This window comes from Streptomyces sp. NPDC003456 (genome assembly GCF_042878735.1).
GTDB lineage: Bacteria > Actinomycetota > Actinomycetes > Streptomycetales > Streptomycetaceae > Streptomyces.
This window is the reverse complement of the sequence record NZ_JBIAOK010000001.1, coordinates 878,678-894,136: the sequence shown is the minus strand read 5'-3', so window position 1 is coordinate 894,136 and position 15,459 is coordinate 878,678. Positions and strand designations below refer to the sequence as shown.

Annotated in this window: 14 protein-coding genes; 5 read left to right on the top strand and 9 right to left on the bottom strand. The window is 74.3% G+C overall.

Annotated elements, in window-relative coordinates:
* Window positions 1–120 precede the first annotated feature (120 nt).
* The 4 genes from ACFYWG_RS03575 to ACFYWG_RS03560 all read left to right on the top strand — a co-directional run bounded on the left by ACFYWG_RS03575 (window position 121) and on the right by ACFYWG_RS03560 (window position 3,601).
* On the top strand, window positions 121–912 hold the full coding sequence (locus ACFYWG_RS03575) for an alpha/beta fold hydrolase (protein WP_383511003.1): 792 nt from the start codon (window positions 121–123) through the stop codon (window positions 910–912).
* 103 nt (window positions 913–1,015) lie between these two features.
* A complete protein-coding gene (locus tag ACFYWG_RS03570; protein ID WP_333933272.1) occupies window positions 1,016–1,261 on the top strand; it encodes a hypothetical protein in 246 nt (81 codons plus the stop codon).
* A gap of 3 nt (window positions 1,262–1,264) precedes the next feature.
* Window positions 1,265–1,642 (top strand): toxin Doc, encoded by a 378-nt coding sequence (locus ACFYWG_RS03565; protein ID WP_376330055.1) that lies wholly within the window; start codon window positions 1,265–1,267, stop codon window positions 1,640–1,642.
* Window positions 1,643–1,981: 339 nt separating this feature from the next.
* Window positions 1,982–3,601, top strand: coding sequence for an RICIN domain-containing protein (locus tag ACFYWG_RS03560; RefSeq protein WP_389199012.1), 1,620 nt, complete (start codon window positions 1,982–1,984; stop codon window positions 3,599–3,601).
* Between the two features lie 223 nt (window positions 3,602–3,824).
* Here ACFYWG_RS03560 and ACFYWG_RS03555 read toward each other — a convergent pair whose 3' ends face one another.
* Window positions 3,825–4,994, bottom strand: coding sequence for a lactate 2-monooxygenase (locus ACFYWG_RS03555; protein ID WP_389199010.1), 1,170 nt, complete (start codon window positions 4,992–4,994; stop codon window positions 3,825–3,827).
* 425 nt (window positions 4,995–5,419) lie between these two features.
* Here ACFYWG_RS03555 and ACFYWG_RS03550 point away from each other — a divergent pair, with 425 nt between their 5' ends.
* A complete protein-coding gene (locus ACFYWG_RS03550) occupies window positions 5,420–5,854 on the top strand; it encodes a protease inhibitor (RefSeq protein ID WP_376330058.1) in 435 nt (144 codons plus the stop codon).
* Window positions 5,855–6,014: 160 nt separating this feature from the next.
* Here ACFYWG_RS03550 and ACFYWG_RS03545 read toward each other — a convergent pair whose 3' ends face one another.
* From ACFYWG_RS03545 to ACFYWG_RS03510, 8 genes are all read right to left on the bottom strand, one after another.
* Window positions 6,015–6,221: a CDGSH iron-sulfur domain-containing protein gene (locus ACFYWG_RS03545; protein WP_333933266.1), complete on the bottom strand. Its 207-nt coding sequence runs from the start codon at window positions 6,219–6,221 to the stop codon at window positions 6,015–6,017.
* A complete protein-coding gene (locus ACFYWG_RS03540; protein WP_385421345.1) occupies window positions 6,202–6,855 on the bottom strand; it encodes a HemK2/MTQ2 family protein methyltransferase in 654 nt (217 codons plus the stop codon). Before ACFYWG_RS03540 ends, ACFYWG_RS03545 begins: the two co-directional genes overlap by 20 nt.
* 21 nt (window positions 6,856–6,876) lie before the next feature.
* The gene (locus tag ACFYWG_RS03535) at window positions 6,877–7,884 is read right to left on the bottom strand and encodes an iron-containing redox enzyme family protein (RefSeq protein WP_383511062.1); all 1,008 of its coding nucleotides are present in this window, start codon (window positions 7,882–7,884) and stop codon (window positions 6,877–6,879) included.
* Window positions 7,885–8,058: 174 nt separating this feature from the next.
* Entirely contained in the window at window positions 8,059–8,247 is a 189-nt protein-coding gene (locus ACFYWG_RS03530) for a hypothetical protein (protein WP_376330063.1), read from the bottom strand.
* A 25-nt stretch (window positions 8,248–8,272) separates the two neighbouring features.
* Window positions 8,273–9,280, bottom strand: a complete 1,008-nt coding sequence (locus ACFYWG_RS03525) for a Ppx/GppA family phosphatase (protein WP_376330064.1) — start codon at window positions 9,278–9,280, stop codon at window positions 8,273–8,275.
* Window positions 9,281–9,476: 196 nt separating this feature from the next.
* Window positions 9,477–12,335 (bottom strand): NHLP bacteriocin export ABC transporter permease/ATPase subunit, encoded by a 2,859-nt coding sequence (locus ACFYWG_RS03520; RefSeq protein ID WP_389199005.1) that lies wholly within the window; start codon window positions 12,333–12,335, stop codon window positions 9,477–9,479.
* Between the two features lies 1 nt (window position 12,336).
* Complete coding sequence (locus tag ACFYWG_RS03515) at window positions 12,337–14,565, bottom strand: NHLP family bacteriocin export ABC transporter peptidase/permease/ATPase subunit (protein ID WP_389199003.1); 2,229 nt, start codon at window positions 14,563–14,565, stop codon at window positions 12,337–12,339.
* Window positions 14,562–15,368: an HlyD family efflux transporter periplasmic adaptor subunit gene (locus ACFYWG_RS03510; protein WP_389199001.1), complete on the bottom strand. Its 807-nt coding sequence runs from the start codon at window positions 15,366–15,368 to the stop codon at window positions 14,562–14,564. The genes ACFYWG_RS03515 and ACFYWG_RS03510 overlap by 4 nt, the downstream gene beginning before the upstream one ends.
* Window positions 15,369–15,459: the final 91 nt, after the last annotated feature.

The window sequence follows — 15,459 nt, the reverse complement described above, 5'->3', positions numbered from 1 at the left end:
GGCATGAACCGGTAACCCCGGGGCTGCCCGGTCCGTCCGGACCGCCGGGGAGCGCCACGGGCCTTGCGGAGCGTGGGCCGCCGGCAGGCCGGCCCCGGCACGCGCGCGTAGCCTGGGGGCATGCCAGCGGTGCGGGTCGACGGCATCGAGGTCGCGTACGACCGGGTGGGCCAGGGCCCGCCCCTCGTGCTGGCGCACGGCGCCACGAGCGACGCCCGTCTGTTCCGGCCGCAGCTCCAGGACCTGGCCGACGAGTTCACCGTCGTCGCCTGGGACGAGCCGGGCGCCGGGCGCTCCTCCGACGTACCGGCCTCCTTCTCGCTGGCCGGCTACGCCCGCTGCCTGGCGGCCGTCATCGAGGACGTGGACCTCGGCCCGGCGCACGTGCTCGGCCTCGCCTGGGGCGGCACGGTGGTCCTGGAGCTCTACCGGCTCCACCCGGCCCTGGTCCGCACACTGGTGCTCGCCGACACCTACGCCGGCTGGAAGGGGTCGCTGAGCGCGGCGGAGGTGCGCTCGCGGGTTCGGGGCGCCGAGCGGGCGCTCGCCGTGCCGGACGAGGCGTTCGCCCCGAGCCTGCCGGGGCTGTTCGCCGGGACGCCGCCCGCCGGGGTGGTGCGTCTGTTGTCCGTGATGTCGGCGCAGACGCGCCCGCGCAGCATGCGGGCCGAACTCGCCGCCATGGCGGACGCCGACCTGAGCGGCCTGCTCCCGCGGATCCGCGTCCCGACCCTGCTGCTGTGGGGCGAACTGGACGCCCGTTCCCCCGTGGAGCCGGTGGCCCGCCGGTTCCTCGACGCCGTCCCGCAGGCCACGCTCGTGGTGCTCCCGGGCGCCGGGCACCTGAGCAACATCGAGGCGCCCGAGGCGTTCAACCGGACGGTCCGCGAGTTCTGCCGCGCGCGCTCGTGACCGGCCCGGCCCCCGCGGCGCCCGATCAGCCCGAGGTACCTTAGACCGACTGCTCTGACCTGGGGCTATTTACGCGTCAGTACCCGAGCGGTACCGTGAAGGCATGCCAGCTCTCAACGTCGAGTTCAGCGACCGCGAACTTGAGGACCTGCGGCAGATCGCCAAGGAGCGCGGTACGTCCATGAAAGCCCTCGTGCGGGAGGCGGCCGCCGCCGACATAGCGCGTCACCGGGCCCTGCAGGAGGGCGCGGAGGCCTTCCGCCGGTTCTTCGCCACCCACGCCGACGAGTTCGCCGCCGCGTTCCCCGAGGACGAACCGCCCGGCAGGGGCGAAGGACGGGCCGCCTGACCGATGGCATCCGTCATCCACATCGACGTGCCCTGGCTGCTGCAGCGCCACGAAGAGGTCCTGCCCGACCAGCCCACCGTCAACGACTTCTCCGCGCTGGTCGCCGCCGTCGCCCGGCACCGCGTCGATCCGCCGCGCCTCGGCGTGGACTCCGACCCCGCCTGGCGGGCCGCCGCCCTGCTGCACACCATCGCCCTGCTGCGACCGCTGCCCTCGGCCAACGCCCGCTTCGCCTGCGCGACGGCCGTGGCGTACATGTTCGTCAGCGGGGTCGGCATCGACCCGCCCTACGGCGCCCTCGTCGACCTCGCCCGCGACCTGATGTCCGGCACGGCCGACGTCTACGGCGCCGCCGACCGGCTGCGCTCCTGGCAGATCTGAGGCGGGCCGGTCCGCGGCCCCCTCGCCCCCATTCCCGCGCGGTACGGGAAAACATCGAAAGCAGAGGCGAACGACGTACGGGTGTTCCCGTCTTTCTGACTTCCCGTCAATGGCGCATATGTGGCCCGCGCGCCTTGTTGCTCCTGTGGAGGTTGTGCAAGAGTGCACCACGCGTGCGGGGGGAATGGCCAGGTGTCGCACGCGCACAGTCGACCGGGTCCGAATCGCCGCCGGTGAATTCGCACCTCCCGCGCCGCGCCAAAAAGGGACGCACCTACCGGGCCTCCTTTTCGGCGACAGGACTTCTGTGAGTCGCACGCGTGGGAAGGAACCATCTCAGTGCCCACCCCCCACCCCCCTCGTCCCGCGTATCCCCCGTCCGGCGGGGATCCGGGGGACTCCGACGAGCACCTCGCCGCCCCGCTGAGAGGCACCCCGGAGGGCGAGGTCGCCGCCCGCTCCGTCGCCCTGCTGATGGCGCGGCACTGGCGGCCGGTGCACGAGTACGCCGTCATCTGCCTCGCCTCCTCGGCGGAGGTCGCCTCCATGGTCACGGGGACCGCCTTCCACCGGACCCTCAACCGCCTCGCGTTCGGCGAGTCCGCCGTCGCGCTGCGCCCGGCCCTTCTGGTCACCGTGCGCGACACGATCCGCGAGTGGTCGGGCGACGACCGAATATCCGCCGCACTGCCCGCCCTGCAGAAACCCGCGGGGGGACGCGGACTTCGCGCCGCGACGTCCGTGACACCGGAGAACCGCCTCCTCGCGGAGCGGGCGTTCCACGCGCTTCCCGCCGCCGCCCGCTGCCTGCTGTGGCACTCGGAGGTCGAGGCCGACCCGCTGCACGTACCGGCGGGACTGCTGGGCATGGACGCCGACATCGCGTCCGCCGCCCGCGACCAGGCGCGCGACACCTTCCGCGAGGGCTGCGTGCGCGCCCACCGCGACCTGGCCCCCACCCAGGACTGCCGGTTCTACAACCGGCTCCTGGACGTGCCGATCCGGCGGGGCGGCGCCCTGCTGCCCGATGTCCAGGACCACCTCGCCCAGTGCCGCCACTGCCGCAACGCGGCCGAGCAACTCAGCCATTTCGACGGGCCGTTGGGCCCGCTGATCGCGGAAGCCGTCCTCGGCTGGGGCGCCCGCCGGTATCTCGACTCGCGTCCCGGACGGGCGGCGCACGGCGCGCGGGGCACCCGTGCGGGCCGGCGCGGCGGCGGACGGCGGGGCGGCGGCCGGCACGGGCTCCTGTCGCGGATCCCCTCTCCGGTGCGCCGGGTGCCGCTGGCGCTGCCCTCCTCGCGGACCCTGCGCTCGGGTCTGGGCGCGGTGTCGGCCGGGGTGCTGGCCACCGTGCTCATCGCCGGCCTCAACTCCTACGACGGCGGCCAGGCCGACCCGGCGGGCTCCAGCAGCGCCGACAACGGTGCCACCTCCGCCGCGCCCCCCGGCACGGCCGGCCTGCCCGCGTCGCTGGACGTGACACGGCTGCGCAACACCGGGGCCGGTCTCTGCCTCGACGTCCGCGGACTGCCGAAGGAGGGCTCGGGAACCAGGCTCGCGGCCTGCTCGTCGGTGTGGACCCAGCAGTGGACGGTCGAGGACGACGGCCTGCTGCGCAGCGTCGCCGATCCGGGGCTGTGCCTGGACTCGCACAAGGACGCCGGTGTGGTCGTCCTCGGCACCTGCGCCGACGAGGACGCCGAGCGGGGCGACGACGTGCGCTACGACCTCACCGTGCACGGGGAGTTGCTGCCCCGCTGGGACGAGCAGCTCGCCCTGGCCCCGGCCGGCGACAAGCCGGACGCCGATCTGGTGGTGAAGGTGCGTGACCGCACCGACGCCCAGCGCTGGCAGACCGAGCCGCTGCCGACGACGGCCGGGTCGCTGGCCGCCGAGGATCAGGACGACCCCTCGTCCCGGCAGGTGGCCGTACCGGGCGGCGGCCGCACGCCCTGACGGCGCGCTCCGGGGACCGGGCCGGGGGGCGCGGCGCCCCCCCCCCCCCCCCCCGGCGGGCGGGGGGGGGGGGCGCCCCGGGGGGCGGGGCCCCCCCCCGGGGGGGGGGGGGGGGGCGCCCGGGGCGGGGGGGGGGGGGTCCGGGGGGGGGCCCCCCCCCCGGGGGGGGGGGCGGGGGGCCCGGGGGGGGGCGGGGGGGCCCCCGGCGCCGCGCGGCCCGGCGTCAGGCCGGGTCCGCGGCCAGGTCGGCGCGGCCCACCGTGTGCGGGGTGGCGTGGCCCGACAGGGCGAGCGTGAGGTCGAGTTCGGCGAGCAGGCAGCGGATGACGTGCTCGACGCCCGGCCTGCCGTCCAGGCCCAGGCCGTACACGTACGGGCGGCCCAGCAGGACGGCCCGGGCGCCGAGGGCGAGGGCCTTGAAGACGTCGTCGCCCGTGCGGATGCCGCTGTCGAACAGCACCGTGAGCCGGTCGCCGACGGCCCCGGCGACCCGCTCCAGGGCGTCGGCGGCCGCGACGGAGCCCGCCACCTGCCGTCCGCCGTGGTTGGAGACGACCACGCCGTCCATGCCCGCGTCGGCGGCCCGCCGGGCGTCGTCCGGGTGGAGCACGCCCTTCAGCACGATCGGGCCGTCCCAGTTCTCCCGCAGGAACGCCAGGTCCGGCCAGGTCTTGGCCGGGTCGGAGAACATCCCGACGAAGTGCATCACGGCCGCGTTCGGGTCCTCGTGCACCGGCTTGGCCAGGCCCGCGCGGAAGGCCGGGTCGGAGAAGTAGTTGGCCGTGCCGACGCCGTGCAGGAACGGCAGGTACGCCTGGTCCAGGTCGCGGGGCCGCCACGACAGCAGGGGCGTGTCCAGGGTGACGACCAGCACGCTGTACCCGGACGCCTTCGCGCGGCCGAGGAAGCTGCGGGCCACCTCCGGGTCCTTGGGCCAGTACAGCTGGAACCACCGCTCGGCGTCGCCCATGGCCTCGGCGACCTGCTCCATGGGTGTGCTGGACGCCGAGGACAGGATGTACGGCACGCCCTGCGCCGCGGCGGCCAGGGCCGCGGCGGTCTCCGCCTCCGGGTGCATGATCGACAGCACGCCTACCGGGGCCAGCGCCAGCGGGGCGGGCAGGGCGCGGCCGAGCACCTGCACCGACAGGTCCCGCTCGTGCACGTCCCGGAGCATGCGCGGCACGATGCGGCGGCGCTCCAGGGCGGCCCGGTTCGCCCGGGCCGTGCTGCCGTCGCCCGCGCAGCCCGCCACGTAACCGACCGGGCCGGGGCCGAGCCGCTGCTCGGTCAGCTCCTCCAGCCGCGTCAGGTCGGTGGGCAGCCGCGGTACGGCGCCCGACATGCCGTCGAGGTAGATCTCGTACTGGAAGTCGGCCCAGTGCTTGCCCACGCCACGCCCCGCCTCTCGTCGTCTCCTCGTCGCGACCGTGCCGGGCCGAGGATACCGAGCGGTATGCGGCCGGTGGATCGGGAGTGATCGCGGATGCCGTCGGATGGCGGTTACGCGTCGGGAGCATGAACGCAAGCGGTTGCAAAGTGGCCGCAGGAGAGCGGAATCGGAATGTTTCCGGCCTATTAACGAGCGCAGGTAAATCAGCCATCTGGCCGCTTCAGGTCGCCCCTGACCGCCCAGTTACGGGCTTCGCACGTGCAGATTCCGTAACTTCTCGCCACTGATTCAACACGCAAGGTTACTGAAACCCGTGGGGTCGATGTGTGTTTCGGCTGCGGACTCGGCAGACTCGCGCTCGCCGCTCCGGGCACCATCCGAGCACGGGTCGGCACACGTCGTCATCGAGCGGAAGGATGCACACAATGCGGACCCCCGCGCGCTGGGCCATGACTGTCGGACTGACGGCCACCGCCGTCTGCGGACCCCTCTCCGGGGCCGCGCTCGCCGACCCGGGTCAGGCCCCCACCGCGCTCTACGCCCCCTCGGCCCTCGTGCTCACGGTGGGCCACGGAGAGAGCGCGATCGCCACCACTCCGGAACGCGCGGTCACCCTGACCTGTGCCCCGAGGCCCTCGGGCACCCACCCGGCCGCCGGCCCCGCCTGCGCGGAGCTGCAGGGCGTGAGCGGCAACTTCGACGCCCTGGCGGCGAAGGAGGGCGTCATGTGCACCAAGCAGTACGACCCCGTCGTCGTCACCGTCGACGGTGTCTGGCAGGGCAAGCGCGTCTCGTACGAGCGCACGTTCTCCAACGACTGCATGAAGAACGCCTTCGGAACGGGCGTCTTCTCCTTCTAGGAGAGCCCCATGGACCGGGATCGCGTCGTCCCCGTGAGGCACAGCGGACCGTGGCTGGGGAGCCGGGCCGCTGTCACGGGAGCCGCGATCTCGTGCAAGGAGGCCGGCGGGCGGAGTGGGGCCGCCCGCCGGCCTCCGGACTCTCTCCGGGGCCGGTGCGTCAGGCCCGGTCCCGATGGCTCGTGTCGCACCACGGATAGCGGCGGCTGCGGCGGCAGGTGCACAGGGCGACGCGGAACCGGTCCGAGGACACGACGGTCCCGTCCTCCAGTTCCACCTCCACCGGGCCCTCCATCAGCAGCGGCCCCTTGCGCTGGATCGACACGCGGCGCGGGGCCCCGGACCGGTCAGACGGGGAGTTCGGCACGGACCACCACCAGCTCTTCGTCGTTCTCCGCCTCGGACAGCAGGCCCCGCTCGCGCAGCCAGCGCTCCCGGCCGCGCAGGACGGGGCCGAAGTCGATCCGCTGCCGGCGGGTCACCGCGGCCTTCAGCCCGGCCGCGCGCAACTGCGCGACCGTCAGCTCGGGGTCGGCGAGCGCCGACTGCACGAGCAGCAGCACCCCGCCCGGCCGCAGCAGCGCGGGCGCCTCCCGGCAGATCCGGTCGACGACCAGGCGTCCGTCACCACCCGCGTCCCAGGCCCGGGCCGCGCCGCGCGGTGCGCGACGGCCGTCCGGTGCGGGCACATAGGGCGGGTTGGCCAGGATGAGGTCGAAGGTCTGTCCGCGCACGGGCTCGAAGAGGTTCCCGTGGCGGATGCGGACCGTGAGGCCGGCCAGCCTGGCGTTCAGACGGGCCGCCCACACGGCGCTCCAGGACACGTCGACGGCGGTCACACGGCCGCCCCGGCGTGCGGCCTCCAGGGCCAGGGCGCCGGTTCCGGTGCCCACGTCGAGGACTTCCGCTCCCGGGGGGAGCGGCTCGTCGGACAGGGCACCGGCCAGCAGCTCGGTGTCCTCCTGCGGGGCGTACACGCCCGGGGGTACCAGTGCAATCACGGCCGCCGGGTACCCCCTCGCTCAGGAGATATGAGTCACTTCCCGCGCCAGGGGTTCCCGCAGTGACGAGCGTGAGTCGCGCCAGTCCGCCAGCAGCCGGGCGCCGAAGCGCTCCTCGACGAACTCGGTGGCGTCGATGCCGAAGGCGATGTCCGCGGCCAGGTACGGCTCCTGCTCCAGCAGCCCGCCGATCACGTCGTGCCGCACGATCTGCTCGTGGACCGCGTCGGCCTCCACGTGCTCGTCGTAGAAGTGCTCGGCCGCGGAGCCGGCGCCCGCGCGTCGCATGGCCTCGGCGAGCCGCCGCGAGCCGGGGGACGAAGTGATCTCGACCGCCGCGAAGTGGCCCACCAGGGCGCCCCGCAGGGCGCGGTGCAGACCGAACAGGGACATCATGTTCACCGTGACCAGGGCCTCGGCGGACGCGGCCTCCAGGTAGCGGCCGTAGGCGGTGTCCAGGCCCAGGTCGGTCATCAGGTCCGCGAACAGGCGGGCGTGGACGCGGTCCGCGCGGCCGCCGCCCCACTCGTCGAACTCGACCGAGGCCATCGCCGCCTTCGCCCGGCCCCACAGCCGCGGCAGCACCCAGGCGTGCGGGTCGGCCTCCTTCAGGTGGTACAGGGAGCGCTGGGCCGCGTACTCGCGCAGGTGCCACAGTTCGCCCTCGTCGCGCAGGAAGTGGCTGACGCCCTTGCCGTCGACGGGTTCGACCAGGAGAGGCGCCAGGGCCTCGTCGACGCTGTCGTGCACGTGGGCGTCGGTGCGCAGCGCGGACAGGAACCGGTGCTCCATCGCCGCGCGGACGCGCAGCAGGTCCGGATCCCACTCGCGCTCCGGCGGCACGGCCGCGAAACCGCGGTAGTGCAGCTCGTAGCACAGGTAGAGGGCGAGCTGGAGGTCGTCGCCGTACACCTCGGCGCGGGCGACCTCCTCCAGGCGGGGCAGCCGGCCGGCGCCCCGCAGATGTGCCTCGACACCCCGGCTGAGCGGTCCGCGCGGGGTGGGCAGTCGTGGTCCTTCGTGCTCCATGGCCACCGGGTACCCGCACCGCGCCGCAGGTCACCCGCCGCCCGGACCCGGCCCGCGGCCCGGAGGGCCACCGGCAGCGGCGGCACCGCCCACGGTCCCCGGACACGCGCGGGCCCGGGGCGGTGCGGGCACTGTGCGCGCCCCACCGGCCCCGGGCCCGGCCCGTGCTGCCGCTCAGTCGCCCTCGGACTCCTCCTGGGCGCGGGCGTTCGGGGTGACGGCCTCGCCGGCCTCGCCCCGGTGGCGCCGCTCCTCCTCCGTGTCACGGGTGCGCGTCCCGGCGTCCTCGATCTCGCTCATGACCTCGTCGAACGCCGTCCCGGGCTGCTCGCCGGAGCTGTCGCGGTCCTTGTCGTGGGACACGGGTTCTCCTTTCTGTGTGCGTCGTTCACGTCGCCGCGGTGGCGATGCGCAGCGGCACCGGCTCCGCGAGATCCGGTGCCCCGTCGTGCAGGGCCACCTCCGCCCACCAGGACGGGCCGTCCTCGATGTGCCGCAGCAGCACGCCCTCGCGGATCGCCCACGGGCACACCGTCACGGACTTGATGCCGGCCAGCTTCATCGCCGTGTGCCCGACGACCGCGCCGGCCAGGCTCTGGGCGGCCCGCGGGGCGGAGATGCCGGGCAGGCGGGCCCGCTCGGCGGCGGGCAGCGCGGCCAGCCGGTCGATGGCCCCGCGCAGCTGCGCGCGGCTCATCTCCCGCTCCACGAACGGGCCGTGGCGGCCGGGCGCGGCACCGCACAGCCGTCCCAGCTGCTGGAAGGTGCGGGAGGTGGCGACCGCGGTGCGCGGTCCCTCCCAGCGGATCCGGGCCGCGACGTCCCGCAGCTGGTGGCGGACCTTGCGGCGCAGATGGCGCATCCGCTCCGGTGAGGGCGGGTCCTCGTCCTGGAAGTACTCGTGGGTGAGCCGCCGGGCGCCCAGCGGCAGCGACGCCACGAAGTCGGGGAGCCTGCCCCGACCGAAGGCGACCTCCAGGGTGCCGCCGCCGATGTCCAGCAGCGCCAGCGGTCCGGAGCGCCAGCCCATCCACCGCCGGGCCCCGAGGAACGTCAGCTCGGCCTCGACCTCGCCCGGCAAGGTGCACAGGTCCACGCCGGTCCGGGAGCGGACGGCGTGCAGCACCTCCTGGCGGTTCGGGGCGTTGCGCACCACGGCGGTCGCGAACGCCGGCGGCCCGCCGGCACCCCACCGGGCCGCGGTCCGGCCGGCCTCGGCGACCGCGTCGACCAGTGCCTCCACCGCCTGCTCCGGAATGGCTCCCCCCGGCGGAACCTGCTCGGACAGCCTCAGTCGCCACTTGGCGGTGTGCACGGGCAGCGGCACGCCGCCCACCGCGTCCGCGACCACGAGTCTGACCGTGTTCGATCCCACGTCCACCACACTGATACGCATGGCCGGTGGGTACCCACTTACCGGGCGTGCCAACAGGGTCACCCTGCCGAACCCTCGTGTATGCCTTGACCGGAATACAACCACCGGGGCATATGGACCCCACGCCGGGACCGAGGCCCCCTGGGAGGGGCTCTGTGCGGCGTACGCCGCCGCCGGGCTGCCCTCCGGCGCCCCCGTGCCCGGGCAGGACCGAGCCTCACGCCATCTGGCGCCGCACCAGCTCGTACAGCCGGCCGCCGGTCTCGGCGAGCAACTGCGCGGGCGGCCCCTGCTGGACGACCTTGCCGTCCTCCATGACCACCACGCGGTCGGCGTCCAGCACGGTCGACAGCCGGTGCGCGATGACCACGCGCGTGGCGTCGAGGGCCTTGGTGCTCTCGATGACCGTGCGCTGCGTCTCGTTGTCGAGGGCGCTGGTCGCCTCGTCGAAGAAGAGGATGCGCGGCCGGCGGATCAGCGCCTGGGCGATCATCAGCCGCTGGCGCTGGCCGCCGGAGACCGCCCCGCTCCCGGAGACGATGGTGTGCAGCCCCATCGGCATGCGCTTGATGTCCTCGGCCAGGCCCGCCAGCTCGGCCGCCGCCATCGCCTCCTCCGGCGTGTACGGCTCGGTGCCGCAGATGACGTCCAGGATCGAGCCGGTGAACGGCTGCGCGTGCTGGAGCACCACACCGCACTGGCGGCGCACCGCCGACTGGTCCAGAGCGGCCAGGTCCTGACCGTCGTAGAGCACACTGCCGGACACGGGACGGTCGAACCCGATCAGCAGGCGCAGCAGGGTCGACTTGCCGCAGCCGCTCGGGCCGACGATCGCGACGAACTCGCCCGGCCGCACCTCGAACGACACGTCGTCCAGCACCAGCGGACCGTCGTCCGTGTACCGGAAGGACACCCGCCGGGCCTCGATCGCGCCGGTCAGTGGTCCCGGCCGGGTGCTCGCCGCGCGTACCTCGGGCGTGGCGTCCAGCACCGGCCTGATCTCCTCGAACAGCGGCAGCGCGGCCACCGCCGAGACGAACGCGCCCGTCAGCTGGGTGACGGAGGTCAGCAGCATCGTCACCGAGGTGCTGAACGTCAGGAAGGCCGCCGCCGACATCGAACCGCGGGCCGGACCGGCCAGCAGCATGAACATCAGCAGGGTGCACAGCGGCAGGTACACCGCGCCCAGCACCGCGGTCACGTTCTTGATCCGGCCGACCTTCTGCTGGAGCTCGCGGCTGCGGGCGAACCGGGCGGCCCAGGCGGCGTACGCGTAGTTCTCCGCGGCGGCCACCCGCAGCTTGGGCAGGCCCCGCAGGGTCTGGAACGCCTGGTTGTTCAGCTCGTTGGACAGCACCACCAGCCGCCGCTGCCAGCGCACCTGCCACAGCCCGAGCCCCAGGAACACGGCCGCGACGACGACGAGCATGCCGATCGCGGCCATCGCCATCGACACGCTGAACCACAGCAGCAGCGCGAGATTCACCGCCCCCACCGTCACCGACTGGGCGACGGTCGGCCCGACGCCCGCCAGCAGCCGGCGGATGGAGCTGATGCCCATGGCGGCGCTGGCCAGTTCGCCGGTGGAGCGCTCGGTGAAGAACCTCGTCGGCAGTCTCAGCAGCCTGTCCCACACGGCCGGCTGGAGTGTCGCCTCGATGCGGCCCTCCAGCCGCAGAATGGTCAGGTTCTGCAGCAGCATGAAGGCGGCGGCGACCACACTGCTCAGCATCACCGCCAGGCACACCTGCACGATCAGCCCGGTCTGCGCCTTCGGCACGAACTCCCCGAGCACCTTGCCCGTGGCGAGCGGCACCAGCGCCCCGATCGCCACCGTGACCAGGCCGCCGAGCAGCAGGGCCGTCAGGTCGCCGCGCATGCCCCGCACACAGAACCGCAGCAGCCCGAGCGGGCCGAGCCCCCGCTCCGGCAGCGGGCGGTAGAACATCACCGCGCGCGGCTCGAACTCCTGAGCGTTGGCCTTCTCGACCGGCGTCTCACGGCCCGTCGACGGGTGCACCGCGACATAGCCGCCGCGCCGCCACAGCAGCGCCACCGGCGCACCGGACAGGGCCCGCCGGCCGACCAGCGGCCCCACGTCGTCCCGCCACCAGCGGCCGTCCAGCCGTACGGCCCGGGTGCGCACGCGGGACGCGAGCGCGACCTGCTCGACGGGGTCGAGGCGGTCCCCGCCGGTGCCCTTCTGCGTGGGCTCGGCCAGGGGGATGCCGGCCGCTCGCCCGACGAGCCTGCACGCCGCGTACGTCGCGTCGGCGTCCGCGGTGGTCGCGGTCCGGGCGGAGCGCCCGCCGATGGAGGCGAGCAGCGTCCGGTCGGCCTCGGCGCGCACCGCCTCACCGGCCTTGATGCCCTCGGCCGTGCGGGTCTCGTGGGTGCGTTCCAGCTGCTCGATCCACCGGTCCAGCGTGGTCAGCAACCGGTACTGCTGGTCCACCACGGACTGCCACAGCGCCGGGTCCATCAGCAGGTCCGCCGCGGCCTCGGCCCCGTACAGCGAGCCGTACTGCACGCTGCCCGGCGGGACCTGCATCCAGAACACGTCGTCGTCCGCCGCCGCGCCCGCGGACGCCCGCGACGAAGGACCGCCGCCCGCCGCCCGCTCGCCGGCCATCGGCGCCTGGAACAGGACGGACAGACTGCGGCCGACGCCCAGGGCGAGCGCGTACTCCAGGGGGCTCGTCGTCGGCGGCACGTACTGCGGGTTGCCGTACGCGTCGTACGACCAGGTCGCCGTGTTCGCCGGCTGGTACAGCTCGCGCAGGCCGACGCGGTGAACCACGCAGTCGCGCAGCGGCCGGGCCACCAGCGTGTGCCGCGGGCCCGCCACCGGTCCGAGCACCAGCGAGCCGGCCTCCAGCCGGCCCAGGTGGTGCCAGTGGCCCTGCTCCCCGGCGTCGACCGCGAACAGGTCCAGCGCGCCGGACGCCACCAGCCACAGCACCTGCGGGCCCTCCAGGTCCAGGCGGGTGGACCCGGCGCAGTCGACGCGCGTGCCCAGCTGCCCGAACGCGCCCAGCACCAGGTCGCCGTGGTGCCCTTCGTGAACGGCCGTCATCTCACCGCTCCCTGACCAGTGCCGCGTAGGCGCCGCCGCGCGCCACCAGGTCCTCGTGCCGTCCCCGCTCCACGACCGTGCCGTGCTCCAGGACGACGATCTCGTCGCTGTCGCGCACGGTGCTGAGCCGGTGCGCGATCACCACGCAGGCGCAGCCGCGCCGGCGCAGGTTGTCCATGACGACCAGCTCGGTCTCCGCGTCCAGCGCGCTCGTCACCTCGTCCAGCACCAGGATGCTCGGCCGGCGCACCAGCGCCCGCGCGATCTCCAGGCGCTGGCGCTGCCCACCGGAGAAGTTCCGCCCGTCCTGCTCGACCCTGCTGCGGATGCCGCCCGGCCGGCGCGCGACCACGTCGTACAGGGCCGCGTCGCGCAGCGCCTCCTCCACCGCCTCGTCGGGGACGGACGGGTCCCACAGCGCCACGTTGTCGCGGACCGTCCCCTCGAACAGGAACACGTCCTGGTCGACGAACGAGACGGAGGCGGCCAGCGCTCCGCGCGGGATGTCCTCGATGCGCTGCCCGTCGATCCGGATCACGCCCTCCCACGGCGCGTACAGGCCGGAGATGAGCCGGGAGACGGTCGACTTGCCGCTGCCGGACCCGCCGACCAGCGCCACCTGCCGCCCCGGGCCGACGCTCAGGTCGAAGCCGCTGAGCAGGGGCTGGTCGAGCGGGCTGTAGCCGAAGGTGATGTTCTGCAGCTCCACGTGGCCCTGCAGCCGCCGCGTCGACTCTCCCGCGCCGGGCCGGCCGTAGAGCGGGTCGGCCCGGAAGTTCTCCACGTCCTTCAGCCGGGCCACGTCGGCGGCGAAGTCCTGGATGCGGCCCGCCACGCCGTTCAGCCGGGTCAGCGGCGCGGTGAAGCGGGTCACCAGCGCCTGGAAGGCGACCAGCAGGCCGACCGAGATGTGGCCCTCGACCGCCCGCATGCCGCCGATCCACAGGATCAGCGCGCTGTTGAGCGTGGCCAGCGTCGGGGCGACCACACCCAGCCACGCGCTCGGCACGCCGAGCCGCTGCTGCTCCTCCAGCGTGGTGGCGTGCTGCCCGGCCCACTTGCGGAAGTAGCCGTCCTCGCCGCCGGTCGCCTTCATCGTCTCGATGAGCTGCAGTCCGGTGTAGGCGGTGTTGGTGAGCCGCGCCGTGTCGGCGCGCAGCTTCGCGGTACGGGTGGCGCGCAGCCGTACGACGACCCGCAGGGCGACGACGTTCAGCAGGGCCACGCCGACGCCGACGAACGTCAGCTGCGGGTCGTAGGTGTACAGCAGGACCGCGTACAGCACGACGACGACCGCGTCGACGCCCGCCGCCGCGAGGTCGCGGGACAGGGTCTCGGCGACGGCGTCGTTGGACTGCAGCCGCTGCACCAGGTCGGCCGGGCTGCGCTGGGAGAAGAACGTCACGGGCAGCCGCAGCAGATGGCGCAGGAAGCGGGCGCTGGACAGCGTGGAGGAGATGATCCGGCCCTGCAGCAGGTTGCCCTGCTGCAGCCAGGTGAGCACCACGGTCAGCAGCACGCACGCCGCCATCGACGTGAACAGCACGTCCAGCAGGGAGGTCCTGCCGCCGATCAGGAACTCGTCGATGTAGGTGCGGCTGAGCGCGGGCACGGCGGCGCCGACGGCCACCAGCAGCAGGCTCGCCAGCACGGCGGCCGGCAGGGTGCCCGCGGTGCCGCGCAGCCGGGCCGGCATCGCGCCCAGCACGCCGGGCCTGCGGCCGCCCCGGCTGAAGTCCCCGCCCGGCTCCATCACCAGCACCACGCCGGTGAAGCTGCCGTCGAAGTCCTCCATGGGGACGAAGCGGCGGCCCTTGCCGGGGTCGTTGATGTAGACGCCGCGGCGGCCGAAGCGCCGGCCCATGCCGTCGTAGACGACGTAGTGGTTGAACTCCCAGAACAGGATGGCGGGTGAGGTCACCTCGGCGAGCGCGGCCAGGTCCATCTGCATGCCCTTGGCCGTCAGGCCGTAGGAGCGGGCCGCCTTGAGCAGGTTGCTGGCGCGCGAGCCGTCGCGGGAGACGCCGCAGGCGATGCGCAGTTCCTCCAGCGGCACGTGCCTGCCGTAGTGGCCGAGCACCATCGCCAGCGAGGCGGCGCCGCACTCGACCGCCTCCATCTGGAGCACGGTGGGGGTGCGCACGGTCCTCCCCGCGGCCTTGGGCACCGTGCGCGGGGGCGGTGCGGCGCGGCGCCCGCCGCCCCTGCCGCGCCGTGCGGTCGCGCTCACGGCAGCAGCCAGTCGACGGGACGCCGGTCGGCCAGCCGGATCGAGGCGGAGGCCTGCGTCATGGAGTCGAGCCGGAAGGGCGGCCCGTCCGCGGAGGACCAGCGGTAGCCGCTCCTCGTGGCGGACGACCGGTCCAGGGCCACCGTCACGGCCACCGGCCTGCCCTGCTCGGTGAACTGCTCGCCGAGCCGGCGGTCACCGAGGAACGCGGCGATCTGCTGCGGGGACTGCGCCGAGCGGTCCACCGACGTCACGCGGCCGCGCAGCACGCCGTACTCCTCGGTCGGCACGGACTGCACGGTCAGGTCGACGGCGGCGCCGTCGGGGATGGACGCGGCGTTCTGGGCCGAGACGTACACGGTGGCGCGGAGCCGGTCCGAGGGGCGGGCGATCTTCTCCACGGCGGCGACGTCCGCGCCGGTCCGGATGATCTGGCCGGCGGTCGCGGTGAGCGCGGAGACCCGGCCGGCGTCGAGGGTGCGCACCACGGTCTCCCCGCGCGCGGTACGGACCTCGAGCACGGGGGAGCGGGCGGGCAGCCGCCGGCCCTGCTCGGCGAGCACCTGCGTGACCTGGCCCGTGACCGGGCTCTGCAGGACGTAACTGCCCTGCCCGTGCGTGAGCACGGCGGGCGCGGAGACGGTGGAGGCCACCGAACCGGTCACCGCCCACACGGAGGCGGCGGCCATCGCGACCAGCGTCACGGACAGCACGAGCCAGCCCTGGGGGCGGGCGAAGCGCACCGGCAGGTCGAGTTCCTCCGGCGACTGGAGCTTGGCGAGGGCCTGTTGGCGGAACTGCAAGGGAACTTCCCGCACCCGTAGAAGAAGTACTGACGGCCGTGGAAGAGGTACTGACGGCCGTGGATGAGGTACTGACAGCCGTGACCGGGAC

What these genes read in the sequence shown, in the direction of transcription:
- ACFYWG_RS03575 (WP_383511003.1), top strand. Translation starts at nt 121, where the DNA reads ATGCCAGCGGTGCGGGTCGACGGCATCGAGGTCGCGTACGACCGGGTG.
- ACFYWG_RS03570 (WP_333933272.1), top strand. Translation starts at nt 1,016, where the DNA reads ATGCCAGCTCTCAACGTCGAGTTCAGCGACCGCGAACTTGAGGACCTG.
- ACFYWG_RS03565 (WP_376330055.1), top strand. Translation starts at nt 1,265, where the DNA reads ATGGCATCCGTCATCCACATCGACGTGCCCTGGCTGCTGCAGCGCCAC.
- ACFYWG_RS03550 (WP_376330058.1), top strand. Translation starts at nt 5,420, where the DNA reads ATGCGGACCCCCGCGCGCTGGGCCATGACTGTCGGACTGACGGCCACC.
- ACFYWG_RS03535 (WP_383511062.1), bottom strand. Translation starts at nt 7,884, where the DNA reads ATGGAGCACGAAGGACCACGACTGCCCACCCCGCGCGGACCGCTCAGC.
- ACFYWG_RS03525 (WP_376330064.1), bottom strand. Translation starts at nt 9,280, where the DNA reads ATGCGTATCAGTGTGGTGGACGTGGGATCGAACACGGTCAGACTCGTG.
- ACFYWG_RS03520 (WP_389199005.1), bottom strand. Translation starts at nt 12,335, where the DNA reads ATGACGGCCGTTCACGAAGGGCACCACGGCGACCTGGTGCTGGGCGCG.